The sequence below is a fragment of the Nocardioides sp. BP30 genome (assembly GCF_029873215.1).
Classification (GTDB): Bacteria; Actinomycetota; Actinomycetes; order Propionibacteriales; family Nocardioidaceae; genus Nocardioides.
On record NZ_CP123620.1, the window covers coordinates 2,397,112 to 2,417,019 of the forward strand.

Genomic DNA, 19,908 nt, shown 5'->3' on the forward strand with positions numbered 1-19,908 from the left:
CCATCGAGTCATGGTGGCATCGGAGTCGGAGCGGGGCGCGCTCACCATCGCCGTGGCGGAGGACGCCGGCGACCACCTCGTCACGCTCAGCGGTGAGCTCGACCTGCTGCACGTGGCCACCCTGCGCCACCGCCTGGAGGCCCTCCTCGTCGAGGGCTCCGCTCAGCTCGTCATCGACCTGCGCGGTCTCGCGTTCATCGACTCCTCGGGCCTCGGCGCGCTGGTCGCCGTGCACAAGAAGGCCAAGGTGCTGCGCGGCGGGATAGCGCTGGTCGTGGAAGAGGGGCCCGTCGATCGCCTGCTCACGCTGACCGGGATGCGACATGTGCTGCGCGTCTTCGTCACGGTCGAGGACGCGCTGAGGGAGGCGCGCGCCGCTCGGCGGCGGTGATCCTCACCAGCTCTGTGGCTGGGTGAACATACGGTGCGGGTCGTAGGTGGACTTCACGGTGGCCAGTCGCTCGGCGTTCGCGCCGAAGTAGGCGCGCCGGTAGTCCTGGACGGCGGTGTCGGCATAGTTCACGTAGGCGCCCTGGCCCCACCACGGGGTGAGGGCGGTGCGCAGGCCCCGTACGTAGGCGCGGGCAGCGTCGGCGCGATCGGGGTCGTGGTAGGTGGCGGTGTACTGGACGGTCATCAGGGCTTGCCGGTGGACGAAGGCGGTGTCGGCCGGGTCGAGGTCGCGCACTCTCCCGCCGAGTGCGTCCAGGGATGCTCCCGCTTCGTGCAACCCGCTGTCCTGGGCGTCCTGAACCCGGTCGAGGAGGGCGGTGATGCCGGCGCTGGGCAGCGTCCGGTAGGCCACGTGCGACGTGGCGGCGAACGCCTCGCGGGTCAGCGCTCCGCCCGGGCCGGTGTGGCACCGTGCGACGGGGATCTGGGCGCAGCCGGCGTAGCCCGCCATGGCGGCGCGGTACTCGCGCAGCGCCGTCGACCTGCTCGACGGCGGCGGGGTGTCGCGCAGGAGGCCGGCGAGCTGAGCGGGGAGCGAGGCGGGCGGCCCCGTCCACGTCCCGGAGAGCGAGAGCACCGGGCCGTCGGGGTGAGCGCTCCCAGCGAGCGACTTCAGCGTCGACCAGAGGCGGCTGTCGGCGCCGGGAGCCCAGCGCTGCCACGCGTCCACCACAGCGGCTGCGTCGTGCAGCGACCAGGTCAGGTAGAAGGTGGCCAGCCGTGGGGCGGGCTGGGTGGCGAACGTGAAGCGCGTGACCACGCCGACCTGGCCACCGCCACCACCGCGAAGCGCCCAGAACAGGTCGGGATCGTGATCGGCGTCCACGGTGCGGACCCGGCCCTCCGGGGTCACGACCTCCATGGCCCGCACGGCGTCGCAGGTCAGGCCGAGGGCCCGGGTCAGGACACCGACGCCACCGCCCTGGGTCAGTCCGGCGACGCCGACGGTGGCGCAGGACCCAGCCGGGACGGCGCGTCCGCGCGCGCCGAGAGTGTCGTAGACGACGGCGAGGGCCGCGCCCGCTCCCACCGTCGCGGTGGCGCCGTCGACGGCCACCTGGTCGAGCGACCGGCAGTCGAGCACCAGGGCACGAGGCGTTCCGGTCACGGCCCCGCCGCCCGCCGACCAGCCCGGATAGCTGTGGCCGCCCGATCGGATCGCCAGCGGAACTGCGTGGTCGGCGGCGAAGCGCAGCGCCGTGGCCACGTCGTCGGCCCCCGCCACCCGCAGGACTGCCAGCGGTCGGGCCGCGTCGTACGCGGGGTTCTCCACCAGCCTGGCCTGCCCGTACGCCGAGGTTCCGGACAGGGCCAGGCTGCCCGAGACGTTGCGGCGGAGCTGCTCCCAGCCGGCACCGGTGGGTGATGCGCCCGACTGTGGGCCGGTGGGCACCGACGAGCCGGCGCTCGCGCTGGCGCCGGAACGTGCACCGTGGTCGGTGGTGCAGCCGGCGAGAGCGCCGAGCGCTGCGGCGAACGTGCCGGTCGCCAGGGCCCGACGGGTGAGGAACGGCGTCTGCGACGAGTCGGGCACGTCGGTATTCAAGCAGGGTGAGGCTCAGCCGGGGCCTGCAGGCGCCGCTCGGCCGGAGGATCAGCCGCGTGCCGCGTGGACCCGCTCGGCCTCGCGGGCCGCGGAGCTGTTGAGGACGCCGGCCCGTGAGCCGGAGAGCTTGGCGCGGATGTGCTCGTCGACGGTGACGGCGCTGTAGCGAGCCGGCGACGCCTCGCCGAGGAATCCAGGCAGCGGCCCGACCACCGCCTCGGCATCGCCGTCGAAGAAGTACGCCGCCGAGCGCCGCCGCAGGATGGTGCCGTCCACGATCGGCGGCTTCACGCGATGCAGCGTGGAGAGCCACTGCTCGTTGGTGAGCCGTGTGGTCAGGTCGCCCAGGTTGATCAGCAGGGCACCGTCGGCGGGGCTGACGTCGTGCCACCGGCCGTCGGCCAGCACCTGGAGTCCCTTGACCTGGTCGGCCCACAGGATCGTGACGATCCCGTAGTCGGTGTGTGCGCCCATCCCGATCAGGTCGTCCTCCACCAGCAGGTCGGTCCCGGCGGGCAACGCGTAGTTGTTCAGCCGCAGCACCTCGATGGGATGGGTCGCGAGCCGACCGATGCTGCCGCGCCCCAGACCGAGGGCGTCCTCGAAGATCTCGATCATCGTCCGGGCCACCCGCCCGGCGTGCGCACGCCACGCATCGACGGCCTCCTGGAAGCCCGGGACGCTGGGCCAGGTGTTGGCTGCGTAGTGCTCGGCGAGCAGGTCGGCATCGGGGTGGTCGGCAGTGCTCGTGCCGACGTTGAACGCCTCGAAGAAGTCCTTCATCCGGGCCTCGGACTGGACGCCGGCGCTCAGGGCCAGGCTCTCCGACTTCGGCGGGGTGTAGCCGCGGTTCTCGTGCGCCGGGCGGATCCATTGGCTCTTGGTCGACAGCGGCAGCCCGAACAGGGCGTCGACGGCGTCCGCGAGGGCCTCGACCGCCTCGTCCGGGACGCCGTGGCCGAGGATCTGGATGAACCCGACGTCGCGGCAGGCCGCGTCGACAGCGGCGGCGACGGCGGCCCGCTCCTGCTCGCCACCGCCGCTGACATAGGGCGAGACGTCGACGACGGGAACGTGGAACGCGCTCACGGTGGTCCTCCTCGGACGCGGTCGGGCTCGACGGCGGAGGTGGCTGTGCTCCTGCTCGCGGAGCCACGCCGTCGTGTGGACCCCGGTGACGGGAGACGCTAGAAGGCGCTGGTTTCGGCGGTGTTTCGATGATCGGACCGCCGCGCTCGTGCCAGACTCCGGTGTTGTCCTCAACCGGATCGGCCTCCAGCCGATTTTCCTTCGGGGTCGCATATGGAGGACGCACAGATGAGGCAGGACCAGACCGCCGGCGCGACCAGCGAGGAGGCCGCGGCGATCGCTGCTGACGTCCAGGAGCTCCGGCTGCTGCTCGGCCGCCCCGACTCCCTGCGTTCGGCGTATCAGCCGATCGTCGAGCTCGCCACCGGTGCCGTCGTGGGCTACGAGGCCCTGGCCCGCGGTCCGGTGGGTGGCCGACTCGAGCGGCCGGACCGGATGTTCGCCGCGGCGGCCACCGCCGATCGGCTGGCCGACCTGGACTGGGCCTGTCGCACAGCGGCGCTCTCCGGCGCCGACACCGCCGGCCTGGCCAGTCCCTACGCGCTGTTCGTCAACGTCGAGCCCGCCGCGCTCGGAAGTACGCCGCCGACGGCCTTCGTCGCGCTCGCCGAGCGCCTCGCCGGTCGCCTGCCGGTGGTCGTCGAGTTCACCGAGCGCGCCTTGACGGCTGACCCCGCCCGGCTGCTCGCGGCGGCGGACACGGTCCGCGCAGCGGGGTGGCGGGTGGCCATCGACGACATCGGCGCGGAGCGCGGTTCGCTGGCGCTGATGCCGTTCATCGCGCCCGACGTGCTCAAGCTGGACCTGCGGTTGGTGCAGCAGCACACCACCATCGAGGTGGCGGAGGTGGTCAGCGCCGTCAACGCGCAGGCCGAGCGGACAGGTGCGGTGGTGCTCGCCGAGGGCATCGAGACGCCGGCACACGCCCGGCTCGCCACCGAGATGGGAGCACGGCTGGGGCAGGGCTGGTTGTTCGGCCGCCCGGGACCTTTGCCCGCGCTGCCCGCGCGGCCCGACCAGCACGCGGGTCGCGAGGAGCCCGCGCGTCCCGAGCGGGAGCGGATCGACCTCACCTCGGCGGAGCCGGCGATCGCCACCGTGTCGGCACTGCCCTCAGCGGTCCGGCACGACGTGCTCACGCCGTACGAGCTGGTCGCCCGGTCGCGGGCGGTGCAGCAGTCGACCAAGCCGCTGCTGGTGGCGATGAGCAAGCATCTGGAGCGCCAGGCGATGGTGCTGGGCGGTCCGGCAGTGGTGGCGGCGACGTTCCAGCACGCCCATCAGTTCACGCCCGCGACGGCGCGGCGCTACGCCCGGCTGGCCGAGTCGGCCGAGCTGGTGGTTGCGCTGGGGCTCGGCATGCCCGACGCGCCGGCGCCCGGCGTGTGCGGTGCGGCGTTCGACCCCGCGGACCCGATCGTGGACGAGTGGAGCCTGGTCGTCGTGGGGCCGCACTTCGCCGGCGCCCTGCTCGCCCGTGATCTCGGCGATCCCGGGGAGGACGCGGAGCGTCGATTCGACTACGTCGTCACCTACGACCGGGAGCTGGTCGTGGCCGCCGCCTCGGCGCTGCTGCGCCGGGTCAGCCCCGCCTCGAGGCTCCTGCTGGCAGGCTGAGCGAGACCGGCACCGGCTGCGTCGCGCCTGTGACCCCTGCGGCCTCCCGCCGGCCGATGAGGGCGCGAGCGGTGCCGATCGAGGCCACCGTCCACCCGCCGAGCAGGCCGAGGAGGAAGAGCCCCGCGACGACCTCGAAGACCGCCAGGCCGGTCGCGCCGGCCAAGGCGCTGGTCGCCAGCGCGACGTTCCCGACCGGGAAGGTGAAGGACCACCATGATGGCGCGAAGGGCAGGCCCGCCCGGACCTGGCGGATGGTCAGCGCCGCCGCCAGGGCGACCCAGAGCAGGGTGAAGCCCCACACCGGAACGCCGTAGACGAGCGCGAGCTCTCCGAGCGCGTCGCCGTACCCGGGGACGAGCGCGGGCGCGAGCGCGCCGAGGTGGTGGACGGCGACGGTCGACTGCCCGAGGAAGCCCAGCGCGATCCAGACCGACGGGAGCGTGGCGGCCGGCGGGGAGCCGTGCCGGATCAGGCGCTGCCAGAGCTGGTTGAGGACGAGGAACCCGGCCACCACGCTGAGTCCGAAGAAGGCGTAGCAGGCGAGCAGCAGCGTCTCCTGCGCCTGCCCCCGCGGCAGGTGGGGGACGAGGGCGGCCCCCGCGCTGGCGGAGACCAGGGGCGGCACGACGGGCATCAGCCAGCTGCCGGTGGCGCTGTCGTCGTCGACGCGGTGCCGGGTGATCGCCGCGTACGGCACGGCCACAGCAGTGAGCAGACCGAGCAGCGTGCCCGTCAGCCACAGGACACCGTCGGTCCACAGGGCGACGGAGTCCCCGAGCACTCCGCTGCCGGTGCCGAGCGCGCCGGCCCCGACGGTGAGCAGTGCCATCGCGACGGCGCCGAAGGACGGCGCCGCCGCCGGATCGTCGTAGTACCGGCCCAGCAGCGAGAGGTCGTGCCGCAGCTCGGCCACCAGCACTGCCGACACCGCCACCAACAGCACGGCGGCGGCCAGCCAGAACGCCACGGCGAGTGCGTGTGCTCCCGGTGCGGAGAACGGCAGGCCCTCGAGCGCGAGGGCGACGATGCCGGTGCCCATCACGGCGGCGTACCAGTGCGGTCCGAAGGGCAGCGTCATCCTCATGGACGCGAGCCTGACGGACCGCGGAGAGGGCCGGTAGCGGTCGCGTGCCTGTGGCGCCACAGGGTTAGCCTGTGGGCGTGCTGCCCGATCTCGCCGCCCTGCGCCTGCTCGCCGACATCGCCCGGCTGGGCAGCATCGGTGCGGCAGGGCGTGCCTCGGGCATCTCCCAGCAGTCGGCCTCCGAGCGGTTGCGTGCGATGGAGACCGAGACCGGGCTGGTCCTGGTGCAGCGGGCCCAGCGAGGCTCGGAGCTGACCGATGCCGGCAGGTTGCTGGTGGAGTGGAGCAGCGACCTGCTCATCCGCGCCGACGAGATCGAGAACGCCCTCGAGACGCTGCGGCACACCCGGTCCCACGAGTTGCGCGTGCACGCCTCGATGACCACCGCGGAGTACCTGCTGCCCGGTTGGCTGATCCGCCTGCGCCAGGTCCGGCAGGTCTCGGTCAGCCTGCGTGCCGCCAACTCCGAGGAGGTGGTCGCAGCGGTACGTCGGGGCGACGCCGACCTCGGGTTCGTCGAGGGTCCCGTCGACCTCGACGGACTCTCCACCGCGGTGGTCGGCACCGACGAGCTCGTCCTGGTGGCCTCGCCCGCCGACGTCTGGGCCCGCCGTCGCGCGCCGCTGGATGCCGCCGAGCTCGCCGGCCGCGCGCTGACCTGCCGGGAACGCGGCTCGGGGACGCGTGCTGTCGTCTCCAGCGCGCTGCGGTCGGCCGGGCAGCTCCTGGCCCAGCCGGAGATCGAGCTGGCCACCAACGCCGCCATCCTGGCGGCGGTGCGGGCCGGCGGGTCACCGGCCTTCGTCTCACGGCGCGCTGCCGCGGCGGAGCTGTCCCGTGGCGTGCTCGTCGCCGTACCGACCGTGGGGCTGGACCTGACCCGCGAGTTCCGCGCGGGCTGGGTGGGGCGGGCGCGGCCTCCGGCCGGCCCGGTGCGCGACCTGCTCGCGATCGCCAGGACGGGCTGAGACCGCCCGGGCGAGGACCGTGCGACCGCCACCGGTCACGCTCTGTTCGCCCGACGACCAGCCACCAGACCCTTGCGGCGACGGCGCCGCGCCCTGTCCCATGGAGACATGGCGATCCGCAGGCGCACCTCAGATCCCCTCTCCGTCGACGAGCTGGATGCGCTGGACAGGTGGTGGCGGGCCGCCAACTACCTCTCGGTCGGCCAGATCTTCTTGATGGACAACCCGCTGCTGCGGGAGCCCTTGCGGTTCGAGCACGTCAAGCCACGCCTGCTCGGGCACTGGGGGACCACCCCGGGGCTGACGTTCCTCTACGCGCACCTCAACCGGGCGATCATGACGCGTGACCTACGCGCGCTGTTCGTCGCCGGGCCTGGTCACGGCGGCCCCGGCGTGGTGGCGGCCACCTACCTCGAGGGCACCTACTCGGAGATCTACCCGCACATCGGGCGGGACGAGGCCGGGCTGAAGCGGCTCTTCACCCAGTTCTCCTTCCCGGGTGGCATCCCCAGCCACGTCGCGCCGGAGACGCCGGGCTCGATCCACGAGGGCGGCGAGCTGGGCTACTCGATCTCGCACGCGTACGGCGCTGCCTTCGACAACCCCGACCTCGTCGTCGCCTGCGTCGTCGGCGACGGCGAGGCGGAGACCGGCCCGCTGGCGACGAGCTGGCACTCCAACAAGTGGCTGGACCCGGCCAGGGACGGGGCGGTGCTGCCGATCCTGCACCTCAACGGGTACAAGATCGCCAACCCGACCGTGCTGGCGCGGATCCCGCAGGACGAGCTGCTCTCGCTGTTCCGCGGCTACGGCTACGAGCCGCACGTGGTGGCGGGCTCCGACCCGGCCGAGATGCACCAGGCCTTCGCCGCGACGCTCGATGCGTGCCTGGACCGGATCCGGGAGATCCAGGACGCCGCCCGCTCGGGCGGGACGACCCCGCAACGGGCTGCGTGGCCGATGATCATCCTGCGCTCGCCGAAGGGGTGGACGGGGCCTCGGGAGATCGACGGCAAGCCGATCGAGGGGTACTGGCGCTCGCACCAGGTGCCCTTCGCCGACGCCCACACCGACGAGGCTCACCTCAGAGTGCTCGAGCAGTGGCTGCGCTCCTACAGGCCCGAGGAGCTCTTCGACGAGGCCGGAGCACCGATGCCCGACATCGCCCGGCTCCATCCGGAGGGCGACCTGCGGATGAGCGCGACCCCGCATGCGAACGGCGGCCTGCTGCTCAAGCCGCTGGAGCTGCCGGACTTCACCGGCCACGCCGTCGACGTACCGGCCCCGGGCACCGGTGCGGTGGAGGGCACCGCCGTCCTCGGGCGGTGGCTGCGCGAGGTGATGGAGGCCAATCTGGACAGCTTCCGGATGTTCTCGCCCGACGAGAACTCCTCCAACCGGCTGCAGGCGGTGATGGAGGTGACGAACCGGACGTGGAACGCGGAGATCGTCACCGAGGGCCTGTGGGCCGACGACCACCTCGCCCCCGATGGCCGGATCATGGAGATCCTCTCCGAGCACACCTGCCAGGGCTGGCTCGAGGGCTATCTGCTGACGGGCCGGCACGGACTGTTCTCCTGCTACGAGGCGTTCGTGCACATCGTCGACTCGATGTTCAACCAGCACGCCAAGTGGCTCAAGTCCAACCGTGCCATCCCGTGGCGGCGCCCGATCGCGTCGCTGAACTACCTGTTGACCAGCCACGTCTGGCGCCAGGACCACAACGGCTTCTCCCACCAGGACCCCGGCTTCGTCGACCATGTGGTCAACAAGAAGGCCGAGGTGGTGAGGGTCTACCTGCCGCCGGATGCCAACTGCCTGCTCTCGGTCGCCGACCACTGCCTGCGTTCGCGCGACTACGTCAACGTGATCGTGGCGGGCAAGCAGCCGGCGCTGCAGTACCTCACCATGGAGGAGGCGATCGTGCACTGCACCCGTGGCATCGGGATCTGGCCCTGGGCATCCAACGACAGTGGCACCGACGGCCTGGTCGAACCCGACGTGGTGATGGCCTGCGCCGGCGACGTGCCGACCCAGGAGACGCTCGCGGCGGTGGCGCTCCTGCGCGAGCACCTGCCCGAACTGCGGGTGCGGGTCGTCAACGTCGTCGACCTGATGCGGCTCGAGCCCGACGTGGAGCACCCGCACGGACTCTCCGACGCGGACTTCGACGCGCTCTTCACCACCAGCCGGCCGGTGATCTTCGCCTACCACGGCTACGCCTCGCTGATCCACCGGCTGACCTACCGGCGCCGCAACCACGCCAACATCCACGTGCGCGGCTACAAGGAGGAGGGCACCACCACGACGCCCTTCGACATGACGGTGCTCAACCAGATCGACCGGTTCAACCTGGCGATCGACGTGCTCGAGCGGGTCCCGGGGCTGCTGGACCGGGCCGGTGAGCTGCACGACGCGCTCAAGGCCAAGCTGGTGGAGCACACCCGCTACATCCGTCAGCACGGCCAGGACCTGCCCGAGGTGCGGGAGTGGCAGTGGACGGCCGGGTGAGGAGCGCCCGGTGAGGGTGTTGGTCCTCAACCCCGGCTCGACGAGCCTCAAGGCGGCGCTGGTCGAGGACGGTGAGACGGTCCGTACGGCGTCGGTCGGGGCGGGCGAGGCGCTCGAGGAGGTGGCGCGGGTCGCGGCCGGCTGGATGCCGCTGGACGCCGCCGCCGTGCGCTTCGTCCACGGCGGACCGGACCACCTGCAGCCGGTCCCGCTCGACGAGCGGGTGCTGGCCGAGCTGGTGGAGGTGACACCGCTGGCACCGCTGCACAACCCGACCGCGCTGGCAGCCGCGCGGGCCCTGCTCGACGCCCATCCCGACCTTCCGCTGGTGGCCTGCTTCGACACGACCTTCCATGCCGACCTGCCCGCGGCGGCAGCGACCTACGCCCTCCCGCGGGAGTGGAACAGGCGTTGGCGGTTGCGGCGCTACGGGTTCCACGGGCTCTCCCATGAGTACGCCGCCGGACGCGCGGCCGAGCTGTTGGGGCGGCCGGCGGCCGACCTGCGGCTGGTGATCTGCCACCTCGGTGGCGGCGCTTCGCTGTGCGCTGTCGCGGGCGGTCGGTCGGTGGACACCACGATGGGCTACACGCCGCTGGAGGGGCTGGCGATGCAGGTGCGCAGCGGCTCGGTCGACCCGGGCCTCCTGCTGTGGCTGCAGCAGGTCGGCGGGATCGGCGTCGAGGAGCTGGGCGAGACCCTCGAGCGGCACTCGGGGATGGCGGGCCTGAGCGGGACCTCCGGCGACCTGCGCGAGGTCGTCGCCGGCGCCGCCCGCGGCGAGGCCGACTCCCGGCTCGCCTTCGACGTCTACGTGCACCGTCTCGCTCGCGAGATCGGGGGCATGGTCGCCAGTGCGGGCGGGCTGGACGCCCTGGTCCTCACCGGTGGGGTGGGCGAGCACCAGGCCGAGGTGCGCGCAGGTGTGGGGGAGCGGCTGGGCTGGCTCGGCATCGCGGTCGATCCGGAGCGCAACGCCGCGCAGCCGGGCGAGGATCGCGACATCGCCGCACCCGGCGGCGTACCGGTGCTGGTGGTGGCCGCACGCGAGGAGCTCGTGGCCGCCGAGCACGCCGTTCGGGTGCTGGAGCGGGAAGCCTGAGAGAGCCGCCCCACGCTTCTCAGCGGATCCCCGGGGGATCTCTTCGCTGCGCCTCAGCACCGGCGCGCACGGTAGTGGTGTCACCTCACCACCAGGAGATCCCGATGTCGCCTCAGCACCGCACCGCCCGCCGTACCCGCTCCCGCCGCACCCTCGCGGCGGCCGTCGTCACGCTGCCGCTGCTCGCCGTGCCCGTCGCGGCGCCCGCCGTCGCGGTCGCCAGCACCGTGGACACCCGTGGGTGGGGCGGCTACGGCGGTCTGGACTTCGGCGGTGACGGCGGGTACGGCGAGAGCTACGGCGGGGCGTTCGGTGGCTCCTACGGCAGCACGTACGGCGGCACGTACGGCGACCAGGGCGGCTCCACGAGCCCCACGCAGGGCACCCAGACCACCGCCCAGGACGCCACCGCCGCGACCAGCACGCAGTCCACCGGCGTGGTGCTGATCGACACGGTCCTCGACTACGACGAGGGCGAGGCGGCAGGCACCGGGATGGTGCTCACCTCCGACGGCACGGTCGTGACCAACCACCACGTGGTCGCGGGCGCCACCTCCATCACCGTCACCGTGCCGAGCACCGGCAAGAAGTACGCCGCCACCGTCGTCGGCTACGACACCTCGCGGGACGTGGCCGTCCTCAAGCTGCAGGGCGCCAGCGGGCTGAGCACGATCAGCACCGACACGAGCCTGAGCGCCGGCGAGGCCGTCACCGCCGTCGGCAACGCGGAGGGGGCGGGCACGCTGACCGCCGCCCCCGGCACGGTGCTGACCCGGCGTACGACGATCGACGTGAGTGGCGACGACGGCACCACCGAGCACCTCACGGGTCTGATCGAGAACTCCTCCGACGTCGTCTCCGGGGACTCCGGCGGTGCCTTGCTCGATGCCGATGACGAGGTGGTCGGCATGAACGTGGCGGCCTCGAGCGGCACCGCCCAGGTGACGGGGTACGCCATTCCGATCGTCCGGGTGCTGCGGATCGCCGGGAAGATCGAGGCGGGCACGGCGAGCTCGACGATCACGATCGGCAACAAGGCAGCGCTCGGCGTGCAACTGGACAGCACGAGCACCGCGCCGTACGTCGCGGGCGTCGTCTCCGGCGGCGCGGCCGCCCGGGCGGGCATCGCCTCGGGCGACACCATCACCTCGGTCGGTGGCACGTCGGTCTCCAGCTACGACGCGCTGACGCAGGCGCTGTCAGGCCACCAGCCCGGCGACCGGGTGAAGGTCGGCTGGACCGACTCGGCCGGCGCCGCGCACAGTGCCACCGTCACGCTCGGCACGGCGCCGATCGGCTGAGCCGGCGTCATGCGGGGCGGTCGCCGCCGAGACCGGCCACCGCCCCGCATCGCGTCCCGGCGCTCGGCCGGAGCCGGGGCGCGGGGGCGGGACTATCCTGAAGCAGGGTGTGGCGTGGATCACGATGCCGGAGGGGTCATCCATGGGCGACAGCGGACGGGCGTGGACGCTCGGCGACGACCCCCGCGCCCTGGCCCGCACGCTGCACGCCGCCCATGACGATTTCCTCCTCACGGGTGCCGTCCCCGGCCGGGTGCGTCCCCTGGTGGCGAAGTCCTGGCTCAGGTCGGTGACAGGGGGAATGGACCCCGAGACCGGCCTGCCACCCCTCGACCTCCTCGACAGCGATCTGGAGGCGTGGCGCGCGGGCCACCCGCTCGCGCCGGTGATGTCCATGATCAGGCGGCTGCTGGTCGAGGACGCGGCCGAGGCGGGGATGTTGGTCGCCGTCTCGGACGAGGTGGGACGATTGCTGTGGGTGGAGGGGGCGTCGCCGCTCCGGTCCCGGGCCGAGTCGATCCACTTCACCGCCGGCGCCTGGTGGTCGGAGAGCCGCGCCGGGACCAACGCGCCCGGTACCGCCCTCGCCCTGGACCAGCCGGTGCAGATCTTCGCCTGGGAGCATCTCGCTCGGGCGGTCACCCCGTGGAGCTGCACGGCGGCGCCCATCCACGACCCGGACACCGGCGCGATCCTGGGCTGCCTGGACGTGACCGGCGGCGACGAGGTGGCCGCGCCGCACGCCCTGGCACTCGTCCGGTCCGCCGTCGCTGCGGTGGAGGGCGAGCTGCAGCGCCGCCGCCTCACCGGCGTCGACGGCCCGGATCGGTCCATCGCTGCGCGGGCGGAGGGCTGGTCGCTGCGAGCACTTGGTCGCACCGGCGCGACACTGCGGCGGTCCGGTCGCTCGGCCCGGCTCAGCCTTCGCCACAGCGAGCTCGTCCTGCTGCTGGCCCTGCACGCCGAGGGCATCTCCGGCGAGCGGCTGGCACTGGCGCTTTACGAGCACGACAACGCGATGGTCTCCCTGCGCGCCGAGCTGTCCCGGCTCCGGCCGGTGCTGGCGCCTCTGGGACTGGAATCGCGGCCCTACCGGCTCTCTGACCCGGTCGACACCGATGCTGCGCTGGTCCGACGCCACCTCGCCGCAGGGCGGCTCTCCGAGGCCGTCCGGTCCTACCCGGGGCCGCTGCTGCCCCAGTCGGCCGCACCCGGCATCGCGCGGCTGCGCCAGGACCTCCACGACGACGTCCGCTCCGCGCTCCTGGCCGGCGTCGACGCGGAGGCGACACTGCGGTTCGCCAGCAGCGAGCACGGCCTGCTCGACCTGCCGATCTGGCAGCACCTCGAGCGCCTTCTCGGCCCGGCGTCGCCACGCCGGGCCCAGGTCGCCCAGCACCTCGCCTTCCTCGATCGGGAGCTGGGCGCACCCTGAGCGGCGGGCCCGGCCGATGCAACGTTCCTGCAACGTGCGTGTGACTAGCGTCACCTTGCCGGACACGGAGCCCGGCGGTCGTCACCTGAGCAACGGAGGTCACCGTGACCGTTTACGCGCAGCCCGGAACCGAGGGCAGTCTCGTCAGCTACAAGACCCGTTACGACAACTGGATCGGCGGCGAGTGGGTGCCGCCGGTGAAGGGTCAGTACTTCGAGAATCCGTCGCCGGTGACCGGCCGGACGTTCTGCGAGGTCGCCCGCTCGACCGCCGAGGACGTCGAGCTCGCGCTGGACGCCGCACACCGGGCCGCTCCGGCGTGGGGCAAGACGTCGGTGGCGGAGCGTGCCGTGACCCTGCATCGGATCGCCGACCGGATCGAGCAGAACCTGGAGATGCTCGCCGTGGGGGAGACGTGGGACAACGGCAAGCCGGTGCGCGAGACCAAGGCGGCCGACCTGCCGCTCGCCGTCGACCATTTCCGCTACTTCGCCGGTGCCATCCGCGCGCAGGAGGGTGCGCTGAGCCAGATCGACGACGACACCGTCGCCTACCACTTCCACGAGCCGCTCGGCGTGGTCGGCCAGATCATTCCGTGGAACTTCCCGCTGCTGATGGCGACCTGGAAGCTGGCTCCGGCGCTCGCCGCCGGCAACGCTGTCGTCCTCAAGCCCGCCGAGCAGACCCCCGCTTCGATCATGCTGCTCGTCGAGCTGATCGCCGACCTGCTGCCGCCGGGCGTGCTGAACGTGGTCAACGGCTTCGGCGTCGAGACCGGCAAGCCCCTGGCCTCCTCCAGCCGGATCCGGAAGATCGCCTTCACCGGCGAGACGACGACCGGGCGGCTGATCATGCAGTACGCCAGCCAGAACCTGATCCCGGTCACCCTCGAGCTGGGCGGCAAGAGCCCGAACATCTTCTTCGAGGACGTCCTCGCCGCCGACGACGCGTTCCAGGACAAGGCACTGGAGGGCTTCGCGATGTTCGCGCTCAACCAGGGCGAGGTCTGCACCTGTCCCAGCCGCGCGCTCATCCAGAACTCGATCTACGACCCGTTCCTCTCCGCCGCGACGGACCGGGTGAAGAAGATCGTGCAGGGCAACCCGCTCGACGACGCCACGATGGTCGGCGCGCAGGCGAGCAACGACCAGCTCGAGAAGATCCTGTCCTACATCAAGATCGGCACCGAGGAGGGCGCCCGCATCATCACCGGCGGCGAGCGGGTCGACCTCGGCGGCGACCTCTCCGGGGGCTACTACGTCGCGCCGACGATCTTCGAGGGCACCAACAAGATGCGGATCTTCCAGGAGGAGATCTTCGGGCCGGTGGTGTCGGTGACCGGTTTCGACGGGTACGACGACGCGATGGAGATCGCCAACGACACGCTCTACGGGCTCGGTGCAGGGGTCTGGTCCCGCGACACGAACACCGCCTACCGGGCTGGGCGGGAGATCCAGGCGGGACGGGTCTGGACCAACTGCTACCACCAGTATCCGGCGCACGCGGCGTTCGGCGGCTACAAGTCGTCCGGCATCGGCCGGGAGAACCACCGGATGATGCTGGACCACTACCAGCAGACCAAGAACCTGCTGGTCTCCTACTCGCCGGACGCGCTCGGGTTCTTCTGAGCCGATGGCCGACCACGAGCAGCGCGCCGTGACCGCCACCCCGGTGAGCCGGGTGGCGGTCACGGCGGCGGCCGCGGGAATGATCCGCGCGCTGGAGCAGCAGCATGGACCCGTGATGTTCCACCAGTCCGGTGGCTGCTGCGACGGCTCGGCACCGATGTGCTTCCCGGAGGGGGAGTTCCTGGTGGGTGATGCCGACGTACACGTGGGAGACCTCGACGTCGCCGCTCCGGATGCGGAGGGGGACTCGCCGGCGCCGGTGCAGGTGTGGATGTCGCGCGAGCAGTTCGCCTACTGGTCGCACACCCACCTGACGATCGACCTGGTCCCGGGCCGGGGCGCCGGCTTCTCGCTGGAAGCGCCGACCGGCTACAGGTTCCTGCTGCGATCGCGCCTGCTGACCGACGAGGAGGCAGCCCTCCTGGGCCCACCGGGCTGACCGACACCTGACCGGCTCGGCGCCCGACGGCATCCCCCACTCCGCCGCGGGTGCCGAGCTGCCCCTTCTGGGTACTCCACGCACAGGACAACCTGAAGGAGTCACCCGATGAGCACCACCGTCGCCGACCAGCTGCTCGCCCGGCTGCGTGCCTGGGGCATCGAACAGGTCTTCGGCTACCCCGGGGACGGCATCAACGGCATCGTGGGTGCCTTCTCCCGCGCCGGCGACCAGCCGCGCTTCATCCAGGCACGGCACGAGGAGATGTCGGCGTTCGAGGCGGTGGGCTACGCCAAGTTCAGCGGTCGGCCGGCGGTCTGCATGGCCACCTCGGGCCCGGGCGCGATCCACCTGCTCAACGGCCTCTACGACGCCAAGCTCGACCACGTCCCGGTGGTGGCGATCGTGGGCCAGACGAACCGCTCGGCGCTCGGCGGGAGCTACCAGCAGGAGGTCGACCTGCTGAGCCTGTTCAAGGACGTCGCGAGCGACTACGTGCAGATGGTGACGGTCCCCGAGCAGCTGCCGAACGTGCTCGACCGCGCCCTGCGGATCGCGATGACGCGGCGAGCACCCACGGCGATCATCATCCCCAACGACGTGCAGGAGCTTGAGTACACGGCGCCCACGCACGACTTCAAGATGGTGCCCTCGAGCCTGGGCATCACCTGGCCGACGGTCGACCCGGACGACGATGCCCTCCGTGCCGCGGCCGACCTGCTCAACGAGGGTGCCAAGGTGGCGATCCTCGTCGGCCAGGGCGCCCGGGGGGCGGCGGAGGAGATCACCCAGGTTGCCGACCTGCTCGGTGCCGGGGTGGCCAAGGCGCTGCTGGGCAAGGACGTGCTCTCCGACGAGCTGGCGTTCGTCACCGGTTCGATCGGCCTGCTGGGCACCCGGCCCAGCTACGAGATGATGCGCGACTGCGACACCCTCCTCACGGTCGGCTCGAGCTTCCCCTACACCCAGTTCCTTCCGGAGTCGGGCCAGGCCAGGGCCGTGCAGATCGACATCGACGGCGCCATGATCGGCATGCGCTACCCCTACGAGCTGAACCTGGTCGGCGACGCCGCCCGGACGCTGCAGGCGCTCATCCCGCTGCTGCGGCGCAAGGAGGAGCGGGGCTGGCGGGAGACGATCGAGAAGAACGTGACCCGGTGGTGGGAGGTGATGGACGCCGAGGCCGAGGTCGAGGCCGACCCGATCAACCCGATGCGGATCTTCCACGCGTTCTCCCAGGTCGCGCCGGCGGATGCGATGATCGCCGCCGACAGCGGTTCGGCGGCCGACTGGTACGCGCGCCAGATCCGGATGCGGGCCGACATGCGCGGCACCCTCTCGGGGACGTTGGCCAGCATGGGTCCTGCGGTGCCGTACGCGATCGGCGCGAAGTTCGCTCACCCACACCGGCCGGCGATCGCCTTCGAGGGCGACGGCGCGATGCAGATGAACGGCCTCGCCGAACTGCTCACCATCGCCCGCTACTGGCGCGAGTGGAGCGATCCCCGGCTGGTGGTGGCGGTGCTGCACAACAACGACCTCAACCAGGTGACCTGGGAGCTGCGGGCCATGGGCGGCACGCCCGACTTCATCCAGTCCCAGGCGCTGCCGGAGGTGTCGTACGCCGACTTCGCCGCCTCGATCGGACTGGGCGCCATCACCGTCACCGACCCCGCCGACCTGCCGGCCGCATGGGCCGAGGCGCTCGCTGCCGAGCGGCCCTACGTGCTCGACGTGCACTGCGATCCCGATGTGCCGCCGATCCCGCCGCACGCGGACCTGGCCCAGATGAAGAGCATGGCCGCGGCACTGATCAAGGGCGATCCCTCGCGCTGGGGCGTGATCAAGGAGGGGATCAAGACCAAGGCCCAGGAGTTCCTGCCGCATCACGACTGACCAGGCAGGGCCCCGGAAAGGTGGGCGGACTCGCAGCTGAGCGGATGCTGAGTCGCCGCTGAGGGTTTGGCAGGGGACGGTCCCGGGCAAGAACCCGCTCAAGACTTCCAACGTGACAGGAGAGTGGGATGAAGCTCGTACGACGCCTCGCCGCCGGAGTAGGGGTGCTGGCGCTCGGCGCCGGTCTCGCCGTGGCGACCGGTCCGGCCCACGCCGCTACCACCGCCCAGGCGAAGATCACCTTCAAGGTGCAGGACTACAGCAACCCGACCCACCCGCGCTACGGCGACTACGTCAGCGTCACCGCCGAGGTCGACGGTCCCAGCGCTGACTACTACGTCGAGGCCGGGACGGTGCAGATCCAGGCGGCTCCGGCCGGCTCGAGCGCCTGGAAGACCGTCGCCTCCAACTCGAGCTACGCCTACTACAGCGAGAGCATCAAGGCAGCGACGCAGTTCCGCGCCGTGTTCAGCAACGGCTCGGGCACCTACTACCCGCCGAGCGGCGACCCGACCCCGGTCACCTACCCGACCACCACCTCCAGCACTGTCGCGATCTCCTCGCTCGACCGGGGCACCGCCCTGGTCAAGGAGACCAAGAAGCAGGTCTGCTACCAGGTGGGCCCGGCGGCCTACAAGAACAAGCCGATCAAGTACTACGTCCGGCTCGGCAAGTCGAAGAAGTGGCACTACGACGGCGCGATCCGCACCAACAAGAAGAGCCAGTACTGCTACAAGATCAAGCACACCAAGGTGAAGACCAAGACGAAGTACAAGGGCCCCAAGGTCAAGGCCTTCAAGACCGTCTACGTCAAGAGCGGCGGCATGAAGAAGTCCGTCGAGATCGACACGTTCTGAGCGTCGCGGTCCTCACCTGACCGGACGAGGGGCTCCGAGGTGCCTGCTCGGCACGACATGACCGACAGCGAGGCTGCCCACCACCGGTGGGCAGCCTCGCTGCTTGCCCGGGGTCCTCAGCGCGCCGTGACCGGGGCGGTGTGACCGACCTGCCAGCCGGCGCCGCCGTACCGCAGCCGGTAGGTCTTGCCGCGCTGGAGGTCGGCGACGACCACGCCGTGGGTGTCGGTGCGGAGCCGGCGGATCGAGATCCAGTAGCGCCCGTTGCGGCGTTGCAGCCGCACCGTGGCGGACTTGAGCGCGGGGCCCCAGGGCGCGCGGATCTTGGCGCGCAGGTGTCCCGCCCGCTGATGCAGCCGCACGACGGGCAGGAACCTGCGCAGCGACACCGTGTTGGACGTCGACCCGTCGTGACCGGCGTCGCCGGCGAAGACCACCCGGTACGCCGCGGGCTTGGTCGGGGTGTCCAGGAACGAGACGTTGCCGGCGCTGTTCGTGGCGCCGCTGTGCACCGTCCGGAACGGTCCGCCGGCCACGCTGCGCTGGAGCTGGACGCTCGCGGTCCGCACCGCCGCGCCGGTGTCACCGTCGGCAAGGTGGAAGCCCAGCCGGGCGGGGTAGCCGCCGGTGTAGCTGAGGCCTCCCGAGGTCGAGGTGACGTAGACGGGCAGCTTCGCCCCCGCGGCCAGCGCGTCCAGGCTGGCCGGGGTGCCCAGGCCGGTGGGGCCGTCCCAACCGGGCCCCGCGCTGCACAGCTTGGCGGGGCTGCACGTGCCGGTGGAACCGCTGGTCACGTCGACCAGTGTCGAGGCGTCGGCGTAGAAGGAGAAGGGCGAGGTGTGGTTGCCGGCCAGCGCGTAGAGGGCGGTCAGGATCGGTGCGGCCAGGGAGGTCCCGCCGGCGTCGTACCACCCACCTCCGCGGTAGAAGAGCATCCCGGTGGCGGGATCGGCCAGGGCGGAGACGTCCGAGACCACCCGCTTGCCGCGGCACACCGAGCTCAGCGAGGCCAGGGCCTGCGCCGCCGTCATCGCGTGCTGGGTCGAGCATCCCGACCCCGAGCCGGACCAGGCGCTCTGCTGCCAGGCGCCGTTGACGAGCTTGATGCTGGTGCCGCCGGCGGCGACGATGTTCGGCGCGCTGGCCGGGAAGAGCGCGCCACCGTCGTACCCGCCGTCGCCGGCCGCCGCGACGTAGGTGACGTCCGGTTCGTTGTAGTAGGTGTTGCGCAGCGAGGTGGTGGCGGTGGACTCCGCGGAGCCGAAGGAGAGCGAGACGTACGCCGCTCCCAGCCGGGTGGCCGTCAACGCGGCCTTGGCCAGGTCGGTGATGCTCGCGGAGGCGGCGTCCACCAGCAGGATGTGGCAGGTGGGGCAGATCGCCGAGACGGCCTGCACGTCCAGCGCCGTCTCGACGACCCAGTCGCTGTCGGTGGCGGGGAGCTTGGCGCTCCCGTCCTGGGCGACCTCGCGGAAGCAGCCGCCTGCCTTGGTGCACGCCGGCAGCCGGAAGGTGCTGCGGAAGTACGACATCTGGGCCTGGGTGTTCGGGTCGCTGCCGACATCGACGATCCCGACGGTCGCCGTGGGCGCGAGCCCGGCGGGGATCTTGTAGATGCTGGCGAGGTCGGCCGGGGAGTAGCCGCCGGTCGGGACGGTCGCCTGAGGTCGGACCTGGGTGAAGCCGTGGGCCTCGGCGCCGGCGGTCTCGGCGGCGGCATCGCTGACGTGCAGGGTCTCCGACAGGCAGGTCGCCTGGCCGGTCTGGGGGGTGGGGCGGCATCCGGTGGCGGCCACCGGCACGAGGGTCGGCTCGGCCGGCGGGCTCCAGGTAGCGGCGTCGGCGGCCGGGGGGACCGCGACGAGGACGCCGGCGACGAGGAGCACGGAGAGGAGCGCCAGGACGGGCAGGGAGCATCTCTTCATGATGGAAGTGGTTCGTCTCGGGGGAGGGGACGGTTGGGGTGACCTTCCCCTCAT

At 72.0% G+C, this 19,908-nt stretch carries 15 protein-coding genes; 11 read left to right on the forward strand and 4 right to left on the reverse strand.

Annotated elements, in window-relative coordinates; genetic code table 11:
* Window positions 1-10: 10 nt before the first annotated feature.
* Window positions 11-391, forward strand: coding sequence for an STAS domain-containing protein (locus P5P86_RS11350; protein WP_280607541.1), 381 nt, complete (start codon window positions 11-13; stop codon window positions 389-391).
* A gap of 3 nt (window positions 392-394) precedes the next feature.
* Here P5P86_RS11350 and P5P86_RS11355 read toward each other — a convergent pair whose 3' ends face one another.
* Both P5P86_RS11355 and P5P86_RS11360 read right to left on the reverse strand, forming a co-directional pair.
* Window positions 395-1,987, reverse strand: coding sequence for an FAD-binding oxidoreductase (locus tag P5P86_RS11355; protein WP_280607542.1), 1,593 nt, complete (start codon window positions 1,985-1,987; stop codon window positions 395-397).
* Window positions 1,988-2,047: 60 nt separating this feature from the next.
* On the reverse strand, window positions 2,048-3,088 hold the full coding sequence (locus tag P5P86_RS11360; protein ID WP_280607543.1) for an isopenicillin N synthase family dioxygenase: 1,041 nt from the start codon (window positions 3,086-3,088) through the stop codon (window positions 2,048-2,050).
* Between the two features lie 228 nt (window positions 3,089-3,316).
* On the opposite strand from P5P86_RS11360, the gene P5P86_RS11365 reads away from it, so the two are divergent.
* A complete protein-coding gene (locus tag P5P86_RS11365; protein ID WP_280607544.1) occupies window positions 3,317-4,705 on the forward strand; it encodes a sensor domain-containing phosphodiesterase in 1,389 nt (462 codons plus the stop codon).
* Here P5P86_RS11365 and P5P86_RS11370 read toward each other — a convergent pair.
* On the reverse strand, window positions 4,671-5,792 hold the full coding sequence (locus P5P86_RS11370) for an SLAC1 family transporter (protein WP_280607545.1): 1,122 nt from the start codon (window positions 5,790-5,792) through the stop codon (window positions 4,671-4,673). The two genes, P5P86_RS11365 and P5P86_RS11370, sit on opposite strands and share 35 nt — an antisense overlap.
* A gap of 77 nt (window positions 5,793-5,869) precedes the next feature.
* On the opposite strand from P5P86_RS11370, the gene P5P86_RS11375 reads away from it, so the two are divergent.
* The 9 genes from P5P86_RS11375 to P5P86_RS11415 all read left to right on the forward strand — a co-directional run bounded on the left by P5P86_RS11375 (window position 5,870) and on the right by P5P86_RS11415 (window position 17,929).
* The gene (locus tag P5P86_RS11375) at window positions 5,870-6,760 is read left to right on the forward strand and encodes a LysR family transcriptional regulator (RefSeq protein WP_280607546.1); all 891 of its coding nucleotides are present in this window, start codon (window positions 5,870-5,872) and stop codon (window positions 6,758-6,760) included.
* 108 nt (window positions 6,761-6,868) lie between these two features.
* A complete protein-coding gene (locus tag P5P86_RS11380; protein ID WP_280607547.1) occupies window positions 6,869-9,271 on the forward strand; it encodes a phosphoketolase family protein in 2,403 nt (800 codons plus the stop codon).
* A 10-nt stretch (window positions 9,272-9,281) separates the two neighbouring features.
* Window positions 9,282-10,373, forward strand: a complete 1,092-nt coding sequence (locus P5P86_RS11385) for an acetate/propionate family kinase (RefSeq protein ID WP_280607548.1) — start codon at window positions 9,282-9,284, stop codon at window positions 10,371-10,373.
* Window positions 10,374-10,477: 104 nt separating this feature from the next.
* A complete protein-coding gene (locus tag P5P86_RS11390; RefSeq protein WP_280607549.1) occupies window positions 10,478-11,674 on the forward strand; it encodes a S1C family serine protease in 1,197 nt (398 codons plus the stop codon).
* Between the two features lie 142 nt (window positions 11,675-11,816).
* Window positions 11,817-13,109: a GAF domain-containing protein gene (locus tag P5P86_RS11395; RefSeq protein ID WP_280607550.1), complete on the forward strand. Its 1,293-nt coding sequence runs from the start codon at window positions 11,817-11,819 to the stop codon at window positions 13,107-13,109.
* 104 nt (window positions 13,110-13,213) lie between these two features.
* Window positions 13,214-14,737: an aldehyde dehydrogenase gene (gene adh / locus P5P86_RS11400; protein WP_280607551.1), complete on the forward strand. Its 1,524-nt coding sequence runs from the start codon at window positions 13,214-13,216 to the stop codon at window positions 14,735-14,737.
* 4 nt (window positions 14,738-14,741) lie between these two features.
* Window positions 14,742-15,176, forward strand: coding sequence for a DUF779 domain-containing protein (locus tag P5P86_RS11405; protein ID WP_280607552.1), 435 nt, complete (start codon window positions 14,742-14,744; stop codon window positions 15,174-15,176).
* 108 nt (window positions 15,177-15,284) lie between these two features.
* Entirely contained in the window at window positions 15,285-17,072 is a 1,788-nt protein-coding gene (locus P5P86_RS11410; protein WP_280607553.1) for a thiamine pyrophosphate-requiring protein, read from the forward strand.
* Window positions 17,073-17,200: 128 nt separating this feature from the next.
* On the forward strand, window positions 17,201-17,929 hold the full coding sequence (locus P5P86_RS11415) for a hypothetical protein (protein WP_280607554.1): 729 nt from the start codon (window positions 17,201-17,203) through the stop codon (window positions 17,927-17,929).
* 116 nt (window positions 17,930-18,045) lie between these two features.
* Here P5P86_RS11415 and P5P86_RS11420 read toward each other — a convergent pair whose 3' ends face one another.
* Entirely contained in the window at window positions 18,046-19,854 is a 1,809-nt protein-coding gene (locus tag P5P86_RS11420; protein ID WP_280607555.1) for a S53 family peptidase, read from the reverse strand.
* Between the last annotated feature and the right edge of the window lie 54 nt (window positions 19,855-19,908).